The following is a 19,679-nucleotide window of genomic DNA, read 5'->3' on the forward strand; positions in this document are numbered from 1 at the left end:
CCCAAACGCCCGCGTCAAAACAGCCTTTCGCACAAATGCGCTTTGCAGGAATTTACCGGGTCTGTGCTTCACCTGACAAAGCGGCGATGAAATAAGGTCTATTATTAGAAATAGTTACTTACCCGGGAGGCAAAATGATGAACAAGGTTGCTCAATTTTACCGCGAACTGGTGGCGACACTGACGGAACGGCTGCGTAACGGCGAGCGCGATATCGACGCGCTGGTGGAGCAAGCGCGTGCCCGCGTGACGCAAACGGGTGAGTTAACGCGAACCGAAGTGGAAGAGGTGACGCGCGCCGTGCGTCGCGATCTGGAAGAGTTCGCGCGCAGCTACCAGGAAAGTCAGGAGGAGGTCACGGACAGCGTTTTTATGCGGGTGATTAAAGAGAGCCTGTGGCAAGAGCTGGCCGATATCACGGATAAAACGCAGCTGGAGTGGCGCGAGGTCTTTCAGGATTTGAACCATCACGGTGTGTATCACAGTGGTGAGGTTGTCGGGCTGGGAAATCTGGTGTGCGAGAATTGCCACCACCATATTGCGGTGTATACGCCGGATGTCCTGCCGATGTGCCCGAAATGCGGCCACGATCAGTTCCAGCGTCGGCCGTTTGAGCCCTAGAAAAGCAAAACTGTTCGCACCCTCTCCCCGTGGGAGAGGGTTGGGGTGAGGGCATCAGGCCGCACTATAGTAAGCCAGTCTCTCCGCCAGTAAATCCACAAACGCCTCCCGGTCGATGTCCACCATCACCGTGGTATTCGGCGCATTCCCCGTCAGCGAGTAATAATCCACCACCGTCATTCCCTGGGTGTATTTCCCCTGCGTCTCCACGCCAACCCATCTGTCCACCGTGGTGAACATCTCCGGCTTCAGCAGCCAGGCAATGGTGCACGGGTCGTGCAGGGGGGCGCCGTGGAAGCCCCACTTCTCGGCTTTGTGATACTCCATAAAGAAGTCGAGCAGCTCGGCCACGGTTGTCGCAACAGGGTTGCCCACCGAGCGGAAACGCTCAATATCGTCCACCATAATCTGCGCGCGGTGGGTAACGTCCAGCCCCGCCATCACAATCGGTAAGCCGGACTGGAAGACAATCTCAGCGGCTTCCGGGTCGACGAAGATGTTGAACTCCGCCGCAGGCGTCCAGTTCCCCAGCCCCATGGCCCCGCCCATAATCACAATACGCGCAATTTTATTATGCAGCTCAGGATGGCTGTTCAGCAGCAGCGCAACGTTAGTTTGTGGTCCGGTAGCCACCAGCGTTACCGGTTCTGCACTTTCACGCAGCACTTTTGCCATCAGCTCCACGGCGGTACAGTTTTGCGGCGTGAAACCCGGCTCCGGCAGTGCCGGACCGTCCAGCCCGCTTTCGCCATGCACGTTGTCGGCAATAATCAGTTCGCGCATCAGCGGCTTCACGGCCCCACCGGCGACAGGAACATCGGTGCGTTTGAGCAGCGTGAGCATGCGCAGCACGTTGCGCAGGGTTTTTTCAGGCGTCTGGTTTCCGGCGGACGAGGTGACGGCTTTTACGTCGAGTTCAGGGGAGGCAAGTGCAAGGACGAGCGCGATCGCGTCATCATGACCCGGATCGCAATCGAGAATGATCGGTTGTGCCATAGCGTTCTCCATACGTAGCGTTATTTTGTGACAAGGTTAACGCCGCGAAGTGAAGTCGACGAGAAGAAGAGGTGCAAAGCGTGAAGCAGTGCGCAATCCGCAGATTGCGCACCGTGGAGATTAATGCAGGATTTTGGCGAGGAAGTCTTTAGCGCGCTCGGATTTCGGGTTGGCGAAGAACTCTTCTTTCGGAGAGTCTTCCACAATTTTCCCTTCGTCCATAAAGATCACGCGGTTGGCCACTTTACGGGCGAAGCCCATTTCGTGGGTCACCACCATCATGGTCATCCCTTCGTGCGCCAGCTCGACCATCACGTCCAGTACTTCGTTGATCATCTCTGGATCGAGCGCCGACGTTGGCTCATCAAACAGCATTGCAACGGGATCCATGCACAGCGCACGGGCGATCGCCACGCGCTGCTGCTGGCCGCCAGAAAGCTGAGCCGGGAACTTATCGGCATGCGCCGAGAGACCCACGCGTTCCAGGAGCTTCAGCCCTTTCTCGCGCGACGCCTTTTTATCACGCTTAAGCACTTTCACCTGCGCCAGCGTCAGGTTCTCAATAATGGAGAGGTGAGGGAACAGCTCAAAATGCTGGAACACCATGCCAACGTGAGAGCGAAGCTGGGCGAGGTTGGTTTTCTTGTCGTTCACTTTGGTACCGTTGACGACGATCTCACCCTGCTGCACCGGCTCCAGGCCGTTAACGGTTTTGATCAGCGTTGATTTACCGGAGCCGGACGGCCCGCACACCACCACCACGTCGCCTTTTTTAACCTCAGTGGAGCAGTCGGTCAGCACCTGAAAGTGCCCATACCATTTCGAAACATTTTTCAGGGAAATCATTATACCGTCCTTTTCTTCAGCCAGCTGACCAACAGCGACGCGCTTAAACTAATCACAAAATAGACCGCACCCGCAAAGAGCACCATCTCGACCTGCGTACCATCACGCTCACCGATGGTTGACGCGGTACGGAAGAAGTCTGCCAGGCTCAGAACGTAGACCAGCGAGGTATCCTGGAATAGCACGATACCCTGGGTCAGCAGGAGCGGAACCATGGCGCGAAACGCCTGCGGCAGAATAATCAGCTGCATGGACTGCCAGTGGGTCATCCCCAGCGCCAGCGCGGCGCTGGATTGCCCGCGGGAGATACTCTGAATGCCCGCGCGGATAATCTCCGAGTAGTAAGCGGCCTCAAACATTGAGAACGCCACCATGGCGGAAATCAGACGGATATCGGTTTTCGGCGACAGCCCCAGCACGTTCTGCAGGAAGCCGGGCACAATCAGGTAAAACCACAGCAGTACCATCACCAGCGGGATGGAGCGGAACACGTTAACGTAGGCAGTCGCAAACCAGGCGAACGGCTTAAAGCTCGACAGGCGCATGACGGCCAGCAGGGTACCCCAGACGATACCAATGATGATGGCGATAACGGTGATTTTTAAGGTAATCACCAGGCCATCAAGCAGGTAAGGCATGGATGGAACGATAGAACTCCAGTCAAATTCGTACATTATTTGCCCCCAGATTACCCGGCAGGCGGATTTTGCGTTCAACCAGGTTCATCACCAGCATGATGAAAGCGTTAATCAGAACGTAAGCGAGCGTGATCGCGGTGAAGGATTCCCATGCGTGAGCGGAGTAATCCAGCAGCTTGCCCGCCTGTGCAGCCATGTCGACCAGGCCGATAGTCGAGGCGATGGCCGAGTTTTTCACCAGGTTCATCATCTCGGAGGTCATCGGTGGAACGATAACCCGGTAGGCGTTAGGCAGCAGCACATAGCGGTAGGTTTGCGGCAGCGTCAGGCCCATTGCCAGGCCCGCATTTTTTTGTCCGCGCGGCAATGACTGAATGGCGGCACGCACCTGCTCGCAAACGCGCGCAGCGGTAAACAGCCCCAGACACATCATGGAGGAGACAAAGAACTGCACGTTTGGATCCAGTTCCGACTTGAACCACATGCCAATATTTTCCGGCAACAGTTCCGGGATGACCAGATACCAGGTAAAGAATTGCACGATCAGCGGAACGTTACGGAACAGTTCCACATACAGGGTGCCAAGTGTTGAAAGAAAACGGTTTGGGACGGTGCGCAGAATACCGAACAAAGAACCGACAAGAAACGCGATGATCCACGCCGTTATCGATAATGCCACGGTGACCTGAAAGCCGCTCCACAGCCAGCCAAGATAGGTGGTGTTGCCGAACGGGGCTTGTTGCAGGAATATGCCCCAGTTCCAGTCTATTGACATAATAAACTCCAGAAAAAAAAGGGTAGCAGCGCTACCCTCGAAGATTGGTGAGAAGCTCATTTTTCGCGCAGAGTGGGGAACGACCACTCAACGTATAGTCTGTCCATGCTTCCCGACAATCGAGAGGGCAGGAGATCCCGCCCCTGTTGTTCTAATTAGTTAAGAGCCTTGTCATTTGGAGATTTGAACAGCGCTTTCATGTCTTCAGACAGTTCAAAATTCATGTTCAGGTTTTTTGGTGGAATCGGATTCTTGAACCACTTATCGAACCATTTTTCGGCTTCGCCGGAGGTCTGCACCTGAGCGATGGTGTCATCGATCAGCTTTTTGAACTGCGGATCGTCTTTACGCAGCATACAGCCGTAGGCTTCTTTCGACTGCGCGGTACCGACGATATCCCAGTTGTCTGGTTTTTTCGCTTTTGCACGTTCGCCCGCCAGCAGGGCGTCATCCATCATAAACGCGACGGCACGACCGCTTTCCAGGGTACGGAAGGAGTCGCCATGGTCTTTCGCGCTGATGATGCGCATATCCATTTTCTTCTCGTCGTTCAGCTTGTGCAGCAGCACTTCTGACGTGGTACCGGAGGTGACAACAACCGCTTTGCCTTTCAGGTCAGCGAAGTCTTTGATCTCACCGCCTTTCTTCGTCAGCAGACGGGTGCCCACGACAAAGATGGTGTCAGAGAAGGCAGCCTGTTTCTGACGCTCGAGGTTGTTGGTGGTGGAGCCACACTCGAAGTCAAAGGTGCCGTTTTGCAGCAGTGGAATACGGTTCTGTGAAGTGATTGGGATCAGCTTCACCTGCAGGTCAGGTTTGTTCAGCTTTTTCTTCACAGCTTCAACGATGGCGTTGGAGTAATCCTGTGAATAGCCCACGACTTTTTGCGTGTTGTCGTAGTAAGAGAACGGGACAGATGATTCACGGTGGCCGACCACGATGACGCCGTTTTTGGCAATCTTGTCGAGAGTGCTGCCTGCTGCCGGCGCATCTTCAGCGTGAACCACGCCAGCAGACATTCCCATCACCAGCATTGCTGTGGCCAGTTTACGTAATTGCATACCCAACTCCTTTTTTATCAGCGCCAGTGACGCTTTGATACCCATTGTGATGTTGTTATATCTCGCGCAATGCGAGTGCAGTGTTATGCAAGCTTGTTAACATTTAGTCTGGCTTAATGTAAAGATTTTGCTGCGTTATTGTTTATTTTTGCGAAGCGCGCCGCACCATTCAGAGGCAAATATCTCCCGTTGCACCGTTTCGGTGCTGCCGATGATCTACGCTGGTGCGACAAAGTTGCACGTTAAGCCAAACTGCGTTTACCTGAATAAACAAAGCAATAGGCGTGCCAATATGGGTGTCTGGAGGGAATTGTCGGGTGGCGGCTACGCCTTACCCGACCTACAGCATGGGAAAGTAGGCCGGGTAAGCGTCAGCGCCACCCGGCAACAGAAGGTAAGGTTATTTACGACGCTGACGCAGGCTCATCAGCACTGCGCCAAAGCCGAACAGCACGGTCAAAATCCACAGCGGCCAGTTGCCGGTGCGCGCGTATGGCGTCAGCCCCGTGGTTGGCGTGACGTTAGTGGTCAGCACCTCACGGGTAAACTGCGGGATCATCGCCTGGATTTCTCCCTGCGGGCCAATCACGGCGGTGATGCCGTTGTTGGTGCTGCGCAGCAGCGGACGCGCCAGCTCCAGAGAGCGCATGCGTGCCATCTGGAAGTGCTGCCACGGGCCGATTGACTTACCAAACCAGGCGTCGTTGGAGATGGTCAGCAGATAGTCAGTATCCGGGCGGAAGTTATCACGCACCTGCTCGCCGAGAATGATTTCGTAGCAGATGGCCGCCGTCAGGGCTACGCCGTGCGCGTGCAGCTGAGGCTGTACGTACGGGCCGCGGCTGAAGGAGGACATTGGCAGGTCAAAGAACGGGGCCAGCGGGCGCAGAATCGACTCCAGCGGGACAAACTCACCAAACGGTACCAGGTGGTTCTTGTTGTACCGGTCAGTGGAGTGGTAGCTGTACTCGCTGTCTTTGCCGAGCGTAATGATGGTGTTGTAGGTGTCGTAGCGGTTCTGCTGATTCAGACGCGCATCAACAATCCCGGTGATCAGCGTGCTGCCGCGCGCCAGCAGCAGGTCGTTCATCATGTTGAGGAACGGCTGCTGGTTAATTTCCAGATCGGGAATTGCAGACTCCGGCCAGATAATCAGCTGGGATTTACCCATCACCTCTTCGGTGGCGTTGGCGTAGATCTTCAGCGTATTCAGCAGCTCTTTCTCATCCCACTTCATGGACTGCGGGATATTCCCCTGCACCATGGAAACCTGCATGGCGCGCTCGGGCTCGGGCGTGAACCACTGGATATAACGCAGCGGGAAGGGCAGGGCGAACAGCACCAGCGCCACGGCCAGCGGTTTCCAGCATCGCTGGACCAGCGCCAGGACCAGCAGGCCGCTCACCACCATCAACAGGAAGTTGATGGCTTCAACACCCATTACCGGAGCCAGGCCCTTTAGCGGGCCGTCAATCTGGCTGTAGCCGAACTGCAGCCACGGGAAGCCCGTCAGCACCCAGCCGCGCAGGAATTCGGTAATCTGCCAGACCACTGGCGCGGCAATAGCGACGCGCAGCCAGGTGGTTTTTGGCCACAGGCGAGAGAGAATACCGGCAAACAGGCCGGTATAGAGCGAGAGATACGCGGCGAGCAATACTACAAGGAAGACGTTAACCGGGCCCGGCATACCGCCAAACTGGGCGATGCTGACATAAACCCAGTTGATGCCGGAACCAAACAGCCCCAGCCCCCAGAAGTAGCCGATAGCGGCAGCCTGTACCGGACGACGATTCAGGGTCAGACCCTGAAGCCCCATCAGGGAGAGAATGGCCGCGGGCCAGATATCGTAAGGAGAGAAAGCCAGCGTACCGCTGGCTCCAAGTAACAGCGCCAGCAGCAAACGGACGCGCTGGCGTTCAAGCAGTGGGGCAAATGCCATTTACATTAATCTTCCAGTTTTGGCACCGGTGAGTCGTCCGGCGTTCTGACGTGAACCTGTATAATACGTCGGCTGTCGGCCATTGCCACTTTGAACTGGTAACCGTCAATGTCAACGGTCTCACCGCGCGCCGGGAGGTGGCCAAAGGCCTGCATTACCAGCCCGCCAATGGTATCGACCTCTTCATCGCTGAAGTGGGTACCGAAGGCGTCGTTGAAGTCCTCAATGGAGGCCAGCGCGCGCACGGTCCAGGTGTGGCGGCTAAGCTGACGGAAGTCGATATCTTCTTCTTCGTCGTACTCGTCTTCGATTTCGCCCACGATCAGCTCAAGAATATCCTCGATCGTGACCAGTCCGGAAACGCCACCAAATTCATCAATAACAATCGCCATGTGGTAACGCTGAGAGCGGAACTCTTTCAGCATCCGATCCACACGTTTACTTTCCGGCACAACCACGGCCTGGCGTAACACTTTTTCCATGCTGAAGGCTTCGGCATCGCTGCGCATAAACGGCAGCAGATCTTTCGCCATCAAAATCCCTTCGATGTGATCTTTATCTTCGCTGATGACCGGGAAACGCGAGTGGGCGGATTCGATGATCACATCGAGGCACTCGTCCAGCGTCTGGTTACGTTTCAGGGTGATCATCTGCGAGCGGGGGATCATGATATCGCGAACGCGCTGGTCGGCGATGTCCATAACCCCTTCGAGCATTTCGCGCGTATCTTCGTCGATAAGGTCGTTCTGCCCGGAATCACGAATCAGCTCCAGCAGTTCATCACGGTTTTTGGGTTCGCCGTGGAAAAGCTGGTTCAGAATGAGGGAGAAAAATCCCTTTTTACTGGTTGTCGTGTCGCTACTGTGTGAATTGTCGTCGCTCATGGCGTTTGTTAAGGGTTCTCTTGTTAGTTCAACGTTTACCGCCACGTGATGTCCTTTCGTGGCGGCATGTGAGTCCGTCAGATGACGGACTATTCTTTCTCGGCAATGTACGGATCCTCATAGCCCAGAGCAAGCATTATCTCTGTCTCGAGGGACTCCATCTCTTCCGCTTCGTCATCTTCAATGTGATCGTAGCCCAGCAGGTGCAGACTGCCGTGTACCACCATATGCGCCCAGTGGGCCTCAAGCGGCTTTTGCTGCTCTTTGGCCTCCTGCTCAACCACCTGACGGCAGATGATCAGATCGCCCAGCAGCGGCATCTCAATGCCCGGCGGTGCTTCAAATGGGAAAGAGAGCACGTTTGTCGGCTTATCTTTCCCACGATAGGTCAGGTTAAGCTCATGGCTTTCTGCTTCATCCACCAGGCGAATCGTGACTTCTGATTCTTCCTGAAACTGCGGAATAACGGCATCCAGCCATTTCTGAAACTGTGCCTCATCTGGCATGCCGGAATTGTCTTCACAGGCCAGCTGTAAATCGAGGATCACCTGACTCATTTCTGTTCTTGCTCCTGCGCTTCGCGCTTACGTTCTGCGGCCAGTTCGGCCTTACGCTTCTGATCCGCCTCTTCCCAGGCTTCATAGGCGTTAACGATACGCGCGACCACCGGGTGGCGTACCACGTCTTCACTGTGGAAGAAGTTAAAGCTGATTTCGTCGACCTCGGCCAGCACCTCAATGGCATGGCGCAGGCCGGATTTGGTGCTGCGCGGCAGGTCGATTTGGGTGACGTCACCGGTGATGACCGCTTTCGAGTTAAAACCGATACGCGTCAGGAACATCTTCATCTGTTCGATGGTGGTGTTCTGGCTTTCATCAAGAATGATGAACGCATCGTTCAGCGTACGGCCGCGCATGTAGGCGAGCGGGGCAACTTCGATAACGTTACGCTCAATGAGCTTCTCAACCTTCTCAAAGCCGAGCATCTCGAACAGCGCATCGTATAAAGGGCGCAGATACGGGTCGACTTTCTGGCTCAGATCGCCTGGCAGGAAGCCCAGCTTTTCGCCCGCTTCAACGGCCGGACGGGTCAGCAGGATGCGACGGATCTCCTGGCGTTCCAGCGCATCTACCGCAGCGGCAACGGCGAGATAGGTTTTACCCGTCCCTGCAGGCCCCACCCCGAAGGTGATGTCGTGGTCGAGAATATTGGCGATGTACTGCGCCTGATTTGGCGTACGCGGCTTAATGACGCCACGTTTGGTCTTGATATTGATTGCCTTACCGTAGTCCGGCACGCTTTCCGCGCTCTGCTCAAGCACGCGCGCCTCTTTAATGGCGAGGTGAATTTGTTCCGGTTCGATATCCTGAATTTCGCCGCGCATGGGAGATGTATCCACATACAGGCTACGCAGAATATCCGCAGCGGCGTTGACGCAGATAGGGCGTCCGGTAAGTTTGAAATGATTATCGCGACGATTGATTTCGATACCCAGACGTCGCTCCAGTTGTTTGATGTTGTCATCAAACGGCCCGCACAGGCTCAGCAGGCGAGCGTTGTCTGCTGGCTCAAGGCTAATTTCACGCGTATCTATATTCAAACTGTTCCTCTTTAATTGGTTAACTGACCCATTGCGATAGGGCGTAATAAAACGGTCATTACCGAAATTATTCACGCCACAGAATAAAGGCGCAAGCGTTGCGGAAGATATTGGGGACGATGAGAGGAAATACAAGGCCTGCCGGAAAGGCAGGCCAGGAGGATTAAGGCTGGTAAATCCCCACGCCAGAATCGTTTTCTTTACGGGTACGAGAGATTACGGATTCCGGTGACTCGGCAATACGCAGGCCCATTTCATCCTCGGTGCGTACCAGCTTCGCGCGCAGCGAGTTGGTCAGCACTTCGACAATTTCGACGTCCACGAATTTACCGATCATATCCGGGGTGCCTTCAAAGTTCACCACGCGGTTGTTTTCGGTACGACCGGAGAGTTCCATAATGCTCTTGCGGGAGGTGCCTTCCACCAGAATGCGCTGAACGGTGCCGAGCATACGGCGGCTCCACGCGTTAGCCTGCTGGTTAATACGCTCCTGCAGAATATACAGACGCTGCTTTTTCTCTTCTTCCGGCACATCGTCAACCATGTCTGCGGCTGGTGTTCCAGGGCGCGCAGAGAAGATGAAGCTGTAGCTGACGTCAAAATTCACTTCGCCGATGAGCTTCATGGTGCGCTCGAAGTCATCAGCAGTTTCGCCAGGGAAGCCGACGATAAAATCGGAGCTGATCTGGATATCCGGACGCGCTTCACGCAGCTTACGAATGGTGGATTTGTACTCCAGCACCGTATGCGGGCGGCCCATCAGGTTTAGCACGCGGTCAGAGCCACACTGAATCGGCAGGTGCAGGAAGCTCACCAGCTCTGGCGTATCGCGATACACGTCAATGATGTCGTCGGTAAACTCCATCGGATGGCTGGTGGTAAAGCGAATGCGGTCGATGCCGTCAATCGCCGCCACCAGACGCAACAGTTCAGAAAAGCTGCCGGTGGTGCCGTCGTAGTTTTCCCCGCGCCAGGCATTAACGTTCTGGCCCAGCAGGTTCACTTCACGAACGCCCTGTGCGGCAAGCTGGGCGATTTCAAACAGAATATCGTCTGCCGGACGGCTGACTTCTTCACCGCGGGTGTAGGGCACCACGCAGTAAGTGCAGTATTTGTTGCAGCCTTCCATGATGGAGACGAAGGCGGTTGGGCCATCGGCGCGCGGCTCCGGCAGACGGTCAAACTTTTCGATCTCCGGGAAGCTGACGTCAACAACCGGGCTACGGTTGCCGCGAACCTGATTGATCATCTCCGGCAGGCGATGCAGGGTCTGAGGGCCAAAGACAATATCCACATACGGGGCTCTCTGGCGGATCAGCTTGCCTTCCTGCGACGCGACGCAGCCACCCACGCCGATGATCAGGTCCGGATTTTTTCGCTTGAGAAGCTTCCAGCGGCCTAACACGTGAAACACTTTTTCCTGCGCTTTTTCACGAATCGAACAGGTGTTCAGCAGCAGCACGTCCGCTTCTTTCACATTTTCTGTCAGCTGGTATCCGTGGGTTGAATCCAGCAGATCGGCCATCTTGGATGAATCGTATTCGTTCATCTGACAGCCCCAGGTTTTTATATGGAGTTTTTTAGTCATCGACTTGCTCAGCTCAGGATTGCAAGCCGCGTATTGTAATGCTTTGGTGGGGTTGTGACCAGTATGAAGGTTATGTGCCTCAGGACAGCAAAAATCCGGTAAACTTAAGGGATTCTCCAATAAGGAAAATTGACCATGACACTCCTACACACCGAAGTTGCCGTTGTCGGCGGCGGTATGGTCGGCGGCGCGCTGGCGCTGGGGCTGGCGCAGCAGGGATTTGAGGTAACGGTAATTGAACAGGCTGCTCCGCCGGCCTTCGATCCCACCAGCAAACCGGATGTGCGCATTTCCGCGATCAGCGCGGCGTCCGTCGATCTGCTGCGCGGGCTGGGCGTCTGGGAGGCGGTGCTGGCGATGCGCGCCCATCCTTACAGCCGTCTTGAAACCTGGGAGTGGGAAAATGCCCACGTCGCGTTTGATGCCGCTGAGCTGAAGCTGCCGCGCCTGGGTTATATGGTGGAAAACAACGTGCTCCAGCTGGCGCTCTGGCAGGCGCTGGAGACGCACCCAAAGGTGACGCTGCGTGTTCCGGCGTCGCTTAAGGCACTGCATCCTCATGAGAGCGGCTATTTACTGACGCTCGACAGCGGCGATGCACTGGCCGTGAAGCTGGTCGTTGGGGCGGACGGCGCTAACTCGCAGGTCAGACAGATGGCGGGTATCGGCGTTCATGCCTGGCAGTATGAGCAATCCTGCATGCTGATTACCGTCGAGTGCGAGAATGCGCCGGGAGAAAGCACGTGGCAGCACTTTACGCCGAACGGTCCGCACGCCTTTTTACCGCTGTTTGATAACTGGGCGTCGCTGGTGTGGTACGACAAACCGGCACGCATTCGCCAGCTGCAGGGGATGAACATGGAACAATTGCAGCGGGAAATTCGCCTGCATTTTCCGAGCCGTCTGGGCAACGTTACGCCGGTGGCTGCCGGGGCGTTTCCCCTCACGCGGCGCCATGCTTTGCAGTATGTCCGTGAAGGGCTGGCGCTGGTGGGCGATGCAGCGCACACCATTCATCCGCTGGCCGGGCAAGGCGTGAATCTGGGGTACCGTGATGTCGATGCGTTACTGGATGTGCTGGGCAGCGCCCGCGGGCACGCGGAAAACTGGGCCAGCCATCAGATTCTCAAGCGTTACCAGACGCGACGCATGGCGGACAATTTTATCATGCAGTCGGGGATGGATCTTTTCTACGCCGGGTTTAGCAATGACTTAGCCCCGGTGCGCATTCTGCGTAATATTGGATTGATGGCAGCGGAGCGTGCCGGCGGTCTGAAACGTCAGGCGCTGAAATACGCCTTAGGACTTTAATCTTTGCTCCGACTATTCCCTCGCCCCTTTGGGGAGAGGGTTAGGGGGAGGGGGAATCAGGCAGCACAATTCTGAACAACAAAAACAAAAAAGCCCGCAGAGCGGGCTTTTTTGTTACTTAAGTGGCTGGGGTGCAGGGATTCGAACCCCGGAATGCTGGTATCAGAAACCAGAGCCTTACCGCTTGGCGACACCCCAATTGCGTTAAACAAACTGCTTAACGACTTTTTTAAATTGGCTGGGGTACGAGGATTCGAACCTCGGAATGCCGGAATCAGAATCCGGTGCCTTACCGCTTGGCGATACCCCAACAATTTGTGTTGATTACCGAATAATCGACAATCTTAATTTGGTGGCTACGACGGGATTCGAACCTGTGACCCCATCATTATGAGTGATGTGCTCTAACCAACTGAGCTACGTAGCCAGTACTGCAATCTTCGATGGCTGGGGTACCTGGATTCGAACCAGGGAATGCCGGTATCAAAAACCGGTGCCTTACCGCTTGGCGATACCCCAATACCGCGGAGAACCGCAAAATCGAAGAAATATGGCTGGGGTACCTGGATTCGAACCAGGGAATGCCGGTATCAAAAACCGGTGCCTTACCGCTTGGCGATACCCCAATACCGCGGAGAACCGCAAAATCGAAGAAATATGGCTGGGGTACCTGGATTCGAACCAGGGAATGCCGGTATCAAAAACCGGTGCCTTACCGCTTGGCGATACCCCATCCGTGCAACGCTTACCTGGGAATGGTGCGGGAGGCGAGACTTGAACTCGCACACCTTGCGGCGCCAGAACCTAAATCTGGTGCGTCTACCAATTTCGCCACTCCCGCAAAAAAGATGGTGGCTACGACGGGATTCGAACCTGTGACCCCATCATTATGAGTGATGTGCTCTAACCAACTGAGCTACGTAGCCATCTTTTTTCGCGTTACCTTATCGGCGTTGCGGGGCGCATTATGCGTATAGACCCTTGCAGCGTCAACACCTTTTTCAACGAAAATAGCCGGAATGTGACTGTTTGGTTAGGTTGCGAACAGCGTGGCCGAATATTCGGCAATTATTGGTTATTAATCAGATTTAGGCGGTGAAATGTGAGGCAAAAAAATCAGGCCCCTGAGGGGCCTGATTGCGAGCTGAGTGATTATTTGTAGGCTGACTGGTGAACGCCTACCGCGCGTCCTGATGGATCGTTCATGGATTTGAACGATTCATCCCATTCAATCGCTTTGGCTGAAGAGCAGGCGACGGACGGGCCACCCGGTACACACTCCGCAGCGCTCGGCACCGGGAACAGCTCTTCAAAAATTTCACGGTACAGATACGCCTCTTTCGAGCCCGGCGTGTTGTAAGGGAAGCGGAAGCTTGCGGTTTCCAGCTGTTGGTCAGAAACCTGTTTCGCCGCCACTTCTTTCAGGGTGTCAATCCAGCTATATCCTACGCCATCAGAGAACTGCTCTTTCTGACGCCATGCCACGCTCGCCGGCAGGTAGGATTCAAAACATTCGCGCAGGATATGTTTTTCCATTTTGCCGTTGCCGCACATCTTGTCCTGCGGGTTGATGCGCATCGCCACGTCGAGGAATTTCTTATCCAGGAACGGCACGCGCGCTTCCACACCCCAGGCGGACATCGCTTTGTTGGCGCGCGCACAGTCAAACATATGCAGCGCCTGCAGCTTGCGTACGGTCTCTTCGTGCAGCTCTTTGGCGTTCGGCGCTTTGTGGAAGTACAGGTAACCGCCAAACACTTCGTCAGAACCTTCACCGGAGAGCACCATCTTGATGCCCATCGCTTTGATCTTACGCGACATCAGGTACATCGGGGTCGAGGCGCGGATGGTGGTCACGTCATAGGTTTCAATGTGATAGATCACATCGCGGATCGCATCCAGACCTTCCTGCACGGTGAAATGAATTTCATGGTGCACGGTGCCGAGGTGGTTCGCCACTTCCTGCGCGGCTTTCAGGTCAGGAGCGCCTTCCAGGCCAACGGCAAAAGAGTGCAGCTGTGGCCACCAGGCTTCTGAGCGCTCCTGATCTTCCACGCGACGGGCCGCGAATTTCTTGGTGATTGCGGAGATCACGGAGGAGTCCAGACCGCCGGAGAGCAGCACGCCGTAAGGCACGTCGGACATCAGGTGGCTTTTCACGGAATCTTCCAGGGCCTGACGCAGCTCGGCTTTGTCCGTGACGTTGTCTTTTACCGCGTCGAAATCGAACCAGTCACGCTGATAATACTGACGGATCTCACCGTCTTTGCTCCACAGATAGCTGCCCGCCGGGAATTCTTTGATGGTGCGGCAGACCGGTACCAGGGCTTTCATTTCAGAGGCAACATAGAAGTTGCCGTGCTCATCGTGGCCCATGTACAGCGGGATAATGCCGATATGGTCACGGCCAATCAGGTAAGCATCTTTTTCGCTGTCGTACAGGGCGAAGGCGAACATGCCCTGGAGGTCGTCCAGGAACTCAGGCCCTTTCTCCTGATACAGCGCCAGGATCACTTCACAGTCAGAACCGGTCTGGAACGCGTAGCGGTCGCCATATTCGGCGCGCAGCGCCTGGTGGTTGTAGATTTCACCGTTGACAGCCAGCGCGTGCGTTTTTTTCTCGTTATACAGCGGCTGTGCACCGGCGTTGACGTCAACAATAGACAGACGTTCGTGAGCCAGAATCGCTTTGTCACTGGCGTAAACGCCTGACCAGTCCGGGCCGCGATGGCGCATCAGGCGGGACAGTTCGAGTGCCTTTTTACGCAGTTCGCCTGCGTCAGTTTTAATATCCAGTACGCCAAAAATTGAACACATAACCTTCTCCGTTAACCCTGTTGCGTTGTAATGTTGCTTGCTTATGAAAATGCCGCAAAGGGGCAGGGCGCGCAAGCGTTTTACGGGTGAAAACGGAAATAGTGCAATGGTGATTGCGGAATAGTGAAAAAAGAGTACGTCATGAATTCTTTTATTGATGATTATGCAATAAAACGTGCTTTTTGTTAGATGGGCTTTTATTTGTGTACGCCATAAATGAAAAACCACGCTCTGTGGCGTGGTTCGGTATCAGATGATGTCGATTTCATCGACGGAGGGGTAAATCCAGCTTGGCCGGAACGGCATCGAATCAATGTCATCAAGTTGAGAGACGCCTGAGAGGACCAGAATCGTCTCCAGACCCGCCTGGAATCCGGCCAGAATATCGGTGCGCAGGTTGTCGCCAACAATAACGGTTTCTTCAGAGTGGGCCTGCATCTTGTTGAGCGCGGCACGAATGATCCACGGGCTCGGTTTCCCGACCACAAACGGCTGACGACCTGAGATTTTCTCGATACCGGCGCAGAGTGCACCGCAGGCAGGATAAAAACCACGGCCGTGCGTATCCGGGTTGGTGGCGATAAAGCGCGCGCCGCTGGCGACAAAGTATGCCGCTTTATGCATCATCTCCCAGTTAAAGGAGCGCGTTTCGCCAACAATAACAAAGTCAGGGTTCACATCGGTGATGGTAAAGCCAGCTTTGTACAGCTCGTGTATCAGCGCACCTTCACCCACCACGTAGGCTTTTTTCCCTTCCTGACGCTTCAGAAAATCCGCCGTGGCCATTGCCGAGGTATAAAACACGCTGTCCGGAACGTCGACGCCCGCCGTGGCAAAGCGGTTAGCCAGATCCTGACCGGTTTGGGAAGGGTAGTTCGTGAGCAGAACCAGAGGCATTCCTTTGTCGATGATGCGGTGCAGAAACTCCGCAGCACCCGGCACGGCAACGTTGTCGTGCATCAGCACGCCGTCGATATCACAAATTACATTCTTAATGGTCATGGACATTCCGACATCAAAAAAAGAAGGCGTTACTATAAGGTCCGATCAACTTTCCAGCAAATGCTGCAGCAGAATTCCGTTGAGCATGGCGCGTTTGACCAGCGCAAACGCGCCAATCGCCGAGCGATGGTCAAGCTTTGAACGAACCACCGGGAGATTCTGGCGGAATGCTTTCAGCGCCTGGGTATTAATACAGCCCTCAATGGCGGGGAGCAGCACCTTTTCCGCTTCCACAATTTCACCGGCAATCACCACTTTTTGTGGGTTAAACAGGTTAATGGCGATGGCAATGGTTTTCCCCAGGTGGCGTCCTACCTGCTCGATCACTTCGCAGGCCAGCGCGTCGCCCTTATTGGCGGCTTTGCAGATGGTGCCTATCTTGCAATCGTCAAGCGTGACGCGGCTTTGGTAACCCTGTTCAAGGAGATGGCGAACGCGCTGCTCGATGGCCGTGTTGGCGGCAATGGTTTCAAGACAACCGAAGTTGCCGCAGTGGCAGCGCTCCCCGAGGGGCTCAACCTGAATGTGGCCAATCTCGCCGACGTTACCGTTGCGACCAATAAAAATACGGCCGTTAGAGATAATTCCTGCGCCCGTTCCGCGGTGAACGCGCACCAGAATAGAGTCTTCACAGTCCTGGCTCGCACCAAAGTAGTGCTCTGCCAGCGCCAGCGAGCGAATGTCGTGGCCCACAAAGCAGGTCACTTTAAAACGCTTTTCCAGCGCGTCGACCAGCCCCCAGTTTTCAACCTGAATGTGCGGCATATAGCGGATCACGCCGCTTTCCGGGTCGACCAGACCGGGCAGAATGACGGAGATGGCAATGAGTTCGCGGATCTTGCGCTGACAGCTTTCAATAAACTGCGCGATGGTATTGAGCAGCGCATGCTCCAGCGTCTCCTGGGTGCGCTCCGGAAGAGGGTAGTGTTCTTCCGCAATGGCTTTACTGCTCAGATCGTACAGCGTGAGCGTGGTGTCATGGCGGCCCAGACGGACGCCAATTGCCTGAAAATTGCGGGTTTCGGTAATAATGGAGATCGCGCGGCGGCCCCCGGTGGAGGCCTGCTGATCGACTTCTTTGATCAGACCGCGCTCAATGAGCTGGCGGGTAATTTTTGTCACGCTGGCGGGAGCAAGCTGGCTTTGTTCGGCTATCTGAATTCGCGAGATGGGTCCGTGCTGGTCAATCAGGCGGTACACCGCCGCACTGTTAAGTTGTTTAACGAGATCGACATTACCGATTTGAGCTTGTCCGCCAGGTGTCATACTTTTACTTACTCAGTGACGACCTCGTTACCATTAACGATGGTCTTAATAATTTTATAATCGTGTGTGAATGCCGTCAGGTTTGCAACCATACCTGGTGCAATTCCGCCGAGCTGTTTATCCACGCCCATTGCGCGAGCCGGATAAAGGGTGGCCATACGCAGGACTTCATCAAGCGCAATCCCGCAATGTTCAACCAGGTTACGCACCCCTTCAATCATGGTCAAAGAGGAACCGCTCAGCGTACCGTTTTCATCCACACACAGTCCATTGCGGTAGTATATTGTTTTACCGGCAAAAATGAACTGCTCAATATTTGCACCTGCCGGTGCGGTGGCATCCGTCACCAGACAAAGCTTGTCACCTTTCAGCCGCTTAGCGTTGCGAATATTGGTGTAATCGACGTGTAAGCCGTCAGCAATAATGCCGCAGTAAACGTCTGGCTCATCCAGAATCGCCCCGACCAGGCCCGGCTCACGCCCCGTGATATACGGCATGGCGTTGTAAAGGTGCGTTGCGAAGGTAATGCCCGCGCGGAAACCGGCTTTCGCTTCTTTAAGCGTGGCGTTTGAGTGGCCTGCTGAAACGATAATCCCGGCGCCAGCCAGTTTGCTGATGACATCCGTTCCCGCTATTTCAGGCGCCAGCGTCACTTTGGTGATCACATCGGCGTTCGCGCACATGTAATCAACCAGCTCCGCATCAGGCTTACGCACATAATTCGGGTTATGCGTGCCTTTCTTGACCATATTCAGCCATGGTCCTTCAAGGTGCAGACCCAGCGCCTGATTAGGGTGTTTGGCCAGGTATTCGCGCATCACGCGGATACCCTGTTTCATGAGGTCATCACTGCTGGTGATGAGCGTTGGCAGATAGCTGGTGCAGCCCGATTTCTCGTTGGCTTTCTGCATGATCTCCAGCGTTTCGACCGTCACCGCATCGGCGGTATCATTGAATTGCACACCGCCGCAGCCGTTGAGCTGTACGTCGATGAAACCGGGGGAGATTACTGCTCCATTGAGTGAGCGCTGTTCAATCTCCGGCGGCAGCTCTGCCAGCGGGCAAACACGTTCAATCAGGCCATTAGCGATAACAATCGCATGGTCATCCAGAATTTCATGGCCGGTAAAAATCCGACCGTGGGTTAAAGCGTACATAACGACCCCCGGTTAAAAAAAGCGGCCGCCTCTTGATAAAGAGGCGGTTATTCAATTACAGACCTTTGATGTTCTCAGCTTCTAACTCGTTGAAGTATTTCAGCGTTTTGACCTTCAGCTCCATCGTGGACGGCTCGTCGCAGACGATGACGGATTTAGGATGCAGCTGCAGGCAGCTGATGGTCCACATATGGTTAACGTTGCCTTCAACGGCAGCCTGGAGCGCCTGCGCTTTCACGCCGCCCAGCACCAGAATCATCACTTCTTCGGCATCCAGCAGGGTGCCTACGCCTACGGTCAGGGCGTATTTTGGAACCTGGTTAACGTCACCGTCAAAGAAACGGGAGTTTGCCACGCGCGTGTCATGGGTCAGCGTTTTAATACGGGTACGGGAAGCCAGAGATGACGCCGGTTCGTTAAACGCGATATGACCATCATTCCCTACACCCCCCATGAACAGGTGGATTTTACCGTAGGAACGGATTTTTTCTTCATACTGACGGCATTCTGCGTCAATATCCGGCGCGTTTCCATTCAGCAGGTTAATATTTTCTGCGGGGATATCAACGTGATCAAAGAAATTGCGGTGCATAAAGCTATGGTAGCTCTCCGGGTGGTCTTTCGGTAAGCCAACGTATTCATCCATATTGAAGGTCACAACATGTTTGAAGCTAACCTGGCCTGCTTTATGCATCTCAACCAGCGCCTTGTAGGCGGTCAGCGGCGTGCCGCCGGTCGGAAGGCCAAGAACGAAAGGACGATCGGCGGTCGGCTTGAACGCGTTAATGCGGTTTACGATATGGCGAGCGGCCCATTTACCGACTTGTTCAGCAGTTGCCAGGGGAATCAGTCTCATTGTTCACCTCAAAGTTTAAGTAGAAGAGTGGGCGGATGGCTTCGGAACCTGATACTAAAGCGTAACCTGGAAACTTTCAGGCCGGATCAATCCGTCTTGATTTTTTGAATGATAAAATAAGTTTTCGCTGTTAGCCAGTGTAAGGGAGGGCTGAATACGATATTTGGTGACAAAAATCACAAAAAATAGGTGTTTAATTTGCGATACGAATTAATTTTTCACACACTCAGACTGCCAGTGAATTATCAACGGTATCTATCGTTCGTGACACAATAAAAACATAATTTATGCGCGAGCCTGAAAAAAGGGTCTCGTAGGGGGAA

Annotated in this window: 17 protein-coding genes and 8 tRNA genes; 2 read left to right on the forward strand and 23 right to left on the reverse strand. The window is 54.6% G+C overall.

Features of this window, described 5'->3' with window-relative positions:
- Window positions 1–137 precede the first annotated feature (137 nt).
- Window positions 138–620, forward strand: a complete 483-nt coding sequence (locus tag L370_RS09120; protein ID WP_029740138.1) for a zinc ribbon-containing protein — start codon at window positions 138–140, stop codon at window positions 618–620.
- Window positions 621–674: 54 nt separating this feature from the next.
- Here the strand turns inward: L370_RS09120 and rihA are convergent, their stop codons facing one another.
- From rihA to miaB, 10 genes are all read right to left on the reverse strand, one after another.
- A complete protein-coding gene (gene rihA / locus L370_RS09115; RefSeq protein WP_023334899.1) occupies window positions 675–1,616 on the reverse strand; it encodes a pyrimidine-specific ribonucleoside hydrolase RihA in 942 nt (313 codons plus the stop codon).
- Between the two features lie 120 nt (window positions 1,617–1,736).
- The gene (locus L370_RS09110) at window positions 1,737–2,462 is read right to left on the reverse strand and encodes an amino acid ABC transporter ATP-binding protein (RefSeq protein ID WP_014883001.1); all 726 of its coding nucleotides are present in this window, start codon (window positions 2,460–2,462) and stop codon (window positions 1,737–1,739) included.
- On the reverse strand, window positions 2,462–3,136 hold the full coding sequence (gene gltK, locus L370_RS09105; protein WP_023334900.1) for a glutamate/aspartate ABC transporter permease GltK: 675 nt from the start codon (window positions 3,134–3,136) through the stop codon (window positions 2,462–2,464). The genes L370_RS09110 and gltK overlap by 1 nt, the downstream gene beginning before the upstream one ends.
- Window positions 3,123–3,875, reverse strand: a complete 753-nt coding sequence (locus tag L370_RS09100; protein WP_023334901.1) for an amino acid ABC transporter permease — start codon at window positions 3,873–3,875, stop codon at window positions 3,123–3,125. Before L370_RS09100 ends, gltK begins: the two co-directional genes overlap by 14 nt.
- A 155-nt stretch (window positions 3,876–4,030) precedes the next feature.
- Entirely contained in the window at window positions 4,031–4,936 is a 906-nt protein-coding gene (locus L370_RS09095; RefSeq protein ID WP_023334902.1) for an amino acid ABC transporter substrate-binding protein, read from the reverse strand.
- A gap of 400 nt (window positions 4,937–5,336) precedes the next feature.
- A complete protein-coding gene (lnt, locus tag L370_RS09090; RefSeq protein WP_023334903.1) occupies window positions 5,337–6,875 on the reverse strand; it encodes an apolipoprotein N-acyltransferase in 1,539 nt (512 codons plus the stop codon).
- Between the two features lie 5 nt (window positions 6,876–6,880).
- Window positions 6,881–7,759 carry a CNNM family magnesium/cobalt transport protein CorC gene (gene corC, locus L370_RS09085; protein ID WP_021242574.1) on the reverse strand — a complete coding sequence of 293 codons (879 nt, stop codon included), beginning with the start codon at window positions 7,757–7,759 and terminating at the stop codon, window positions 6,881–6,883.
- Window positions 7,760–7,848: 89 nt separating this feature from the next.
- Window positions 7,849–8,316, reverse strand: a complete 468-nt coding sequence (gene ybeY, locus L370_RS09080) for an rRNA maturation RNase YbeY (protein ID WP_008501052.1) — start codon at window positions 8,314–8,316, stop codon at window positions 7,849–7,851.
- Entirely contained in the window at window positions 8,313–9,359 is a 1,047-nt protein-coding gene (locus tag L370_RS09075) for a PhoH family protein (protein WP_008501053.1), read from the reverse strand. Before L370_RS09075 ends, ybeY begins: the two co-directional genes overlap by 4 nt.
- 163 nt (window positions 9,360–9,522) lie before the next feature.
- Window positions 9,523–10,947: a tRNA (N6-isopentenyl adenosine(37)-C2)-methylthiotransferase MiaB gene (gene miaB, locus L370_RS09070; RefSeq protein ID WP_023334904.1), complete on the reverse strand. Its 1,425-nt coding sequence runs from the start codon at window positions 10,945–10,947 to the stop codon at window positions 9,523–9,525.
- A gap of 135 nt (window positions 10,948–11,082) precedes the next feature.
- Between miaB and ubiF the strand changes: the two genes are divergently transcribed.
- Window positions 11,083–12,258 carry a 3-demethoxyubiquinol 3-hydroxylase gene (gene ubiF / locus L370_RS09065; protein WP_023334905.1) on the forward strand — a complete coding sequence of 392 codons (1,176 nt, stop codon included), beginning with the start codon at window positions 11,083–11,085 and terminating at the stop codon, window positions 12,256–12,258.
- A gap of 123 nt (window positions 12,259–12,381) precedes the next feature.
- On the opposite strand, the gene L370_RS09060 is transcribed toward ubiF, so the two are convergent.
- The 13 genes from L370_RS09060 to nagB all read right to left on the reverse strand — a co-directional run bounded on the left by L370_RS09060 (window position 12,382) and on the right by nagB (window position 19,356).
- Window positions 12,382–12,456: transfer RNA gene (locus tag L370_RS09060), tRNA-Gln, on the reverse strand.
- Between the two features lie 37 nt (window positions 12,457–12,493).
- A tRNA-Gln gene (locus L370_RS09055) sits at window positions 12,494–12,568 on the reverse strand.
- A gap of 40 nt (window positions 12,569–12,608) precedes the next feature.
- Window positions 12,609–12,685, reverse strand: a tRNA-Met gene (locus L370_RS09050).
- 17 nt (window positions 12,686–12,702) lie between these two features.
- Window positions 12,703–12,777, reverse strand: a tRNA-Gln gene (locus tag L370_RS09045).
- 32 nt (window positions 12,778–12,809) lie between these two features.
- Window positions 12,810–12,884, reverse strand: a tRNA-Gln gene (locus tag L370_RS09040).
- 32 nt (window positions 12,885–12,916) lie between these two features.
- Window positions 12,917–12,991, reverse strand: a tRNA-Gln gene (locus tag L370_RS09035).
- Between the two features lie 23 nt (window positions 12,992–13,014).
- A tRNA-Leu gene (locus L370_RS09030) sits at window positions 13,015–13,099 on the reverse strand.
- Window positions 13,100–13,107: 8 nt separating this feature from the next.
- Window positions 13,108–13,184 (reverse strand) — tRNA-Met (locus L370_RS09025).
- Between the two features lie 226 nt (window positions 13,185–13,410).
- Complete coding sequence (asnB, locus tag L370_RS09020; RefSeq protein WP_014069343.1) at window positions 13,411–15,075, reverse strand: asparagine synthase B; 1,665 nt, start codon at window positions 15,073–15,075, stop codon at window positions 13,411–13,413.
- 249 nt (window positions 15,076–15,324) lie between these two features.
- Window positions 15,325–16,077: a ribonucleotide monophosphatase NagD gene (nagD, locus tag L370_RS09015; RefSeq protein WP_023310763.1), complete on the reverse strand. Its 753-nt coding sequence runs from the start codon at window positions 16,075–16,077 to the stop codon at window positions 15,325–15,327.
- A gap of 45 nt (window positions 16,078–16,122) precedes the next feature.
- On the reverse strand, window positions 16,123–17,343 hold the full coding sequence (locus tag L370_RS09010) for a DNA-binding transcriptional regulator NagC (protein WP_021242995.1): 1,221 nt from the start codon (window positions 17,341–17,343) through the stop codon (window positions 16,123–16,125).
- Window positions 17,344–17,351: 8 nt separating this feature from the next.
- Window positions 17,352–18,500 carry an N-acetylglucosamine-6-phosphate deacetylase gene (nagA, locus tag L370_RS09005; RefSeq protein WP_023334906.1) on the reverse strand — a complete coding sequence of 383 codons (1,149 nt, stop codon included), beginning with the start codon at window positions 18,498–18,500 and terminating at the stop codon, window positions 17,352–17,354.
- Window positions 18,501–18,555: 55 nt separating this feature from the next.
- Window positions 18,556–19,356, reverse strand: a complete 801-nt coding sequence (gene nagB, locus L370_RS09000) for a glucosamine-6-phosphate deaminase (protein WP_008501061.1) — start codon at window positions 19,354–19,356, stop codon at window positions 18,556–18,558.
- Between the last annotated feature and the right edge of the window lie 323 nt (window positions 19,357–19,679).

It is taken from the genome of Enterobacter sp. MGH 24 (assembly GCF_000493015.1).
In the GTDB taxonomy this organism is placed as follows: Bacteria; Pseudomonadota; Gammaproteobacteria; order Enterobacterales; family Enterobacteriaceae; genus Enterobacter.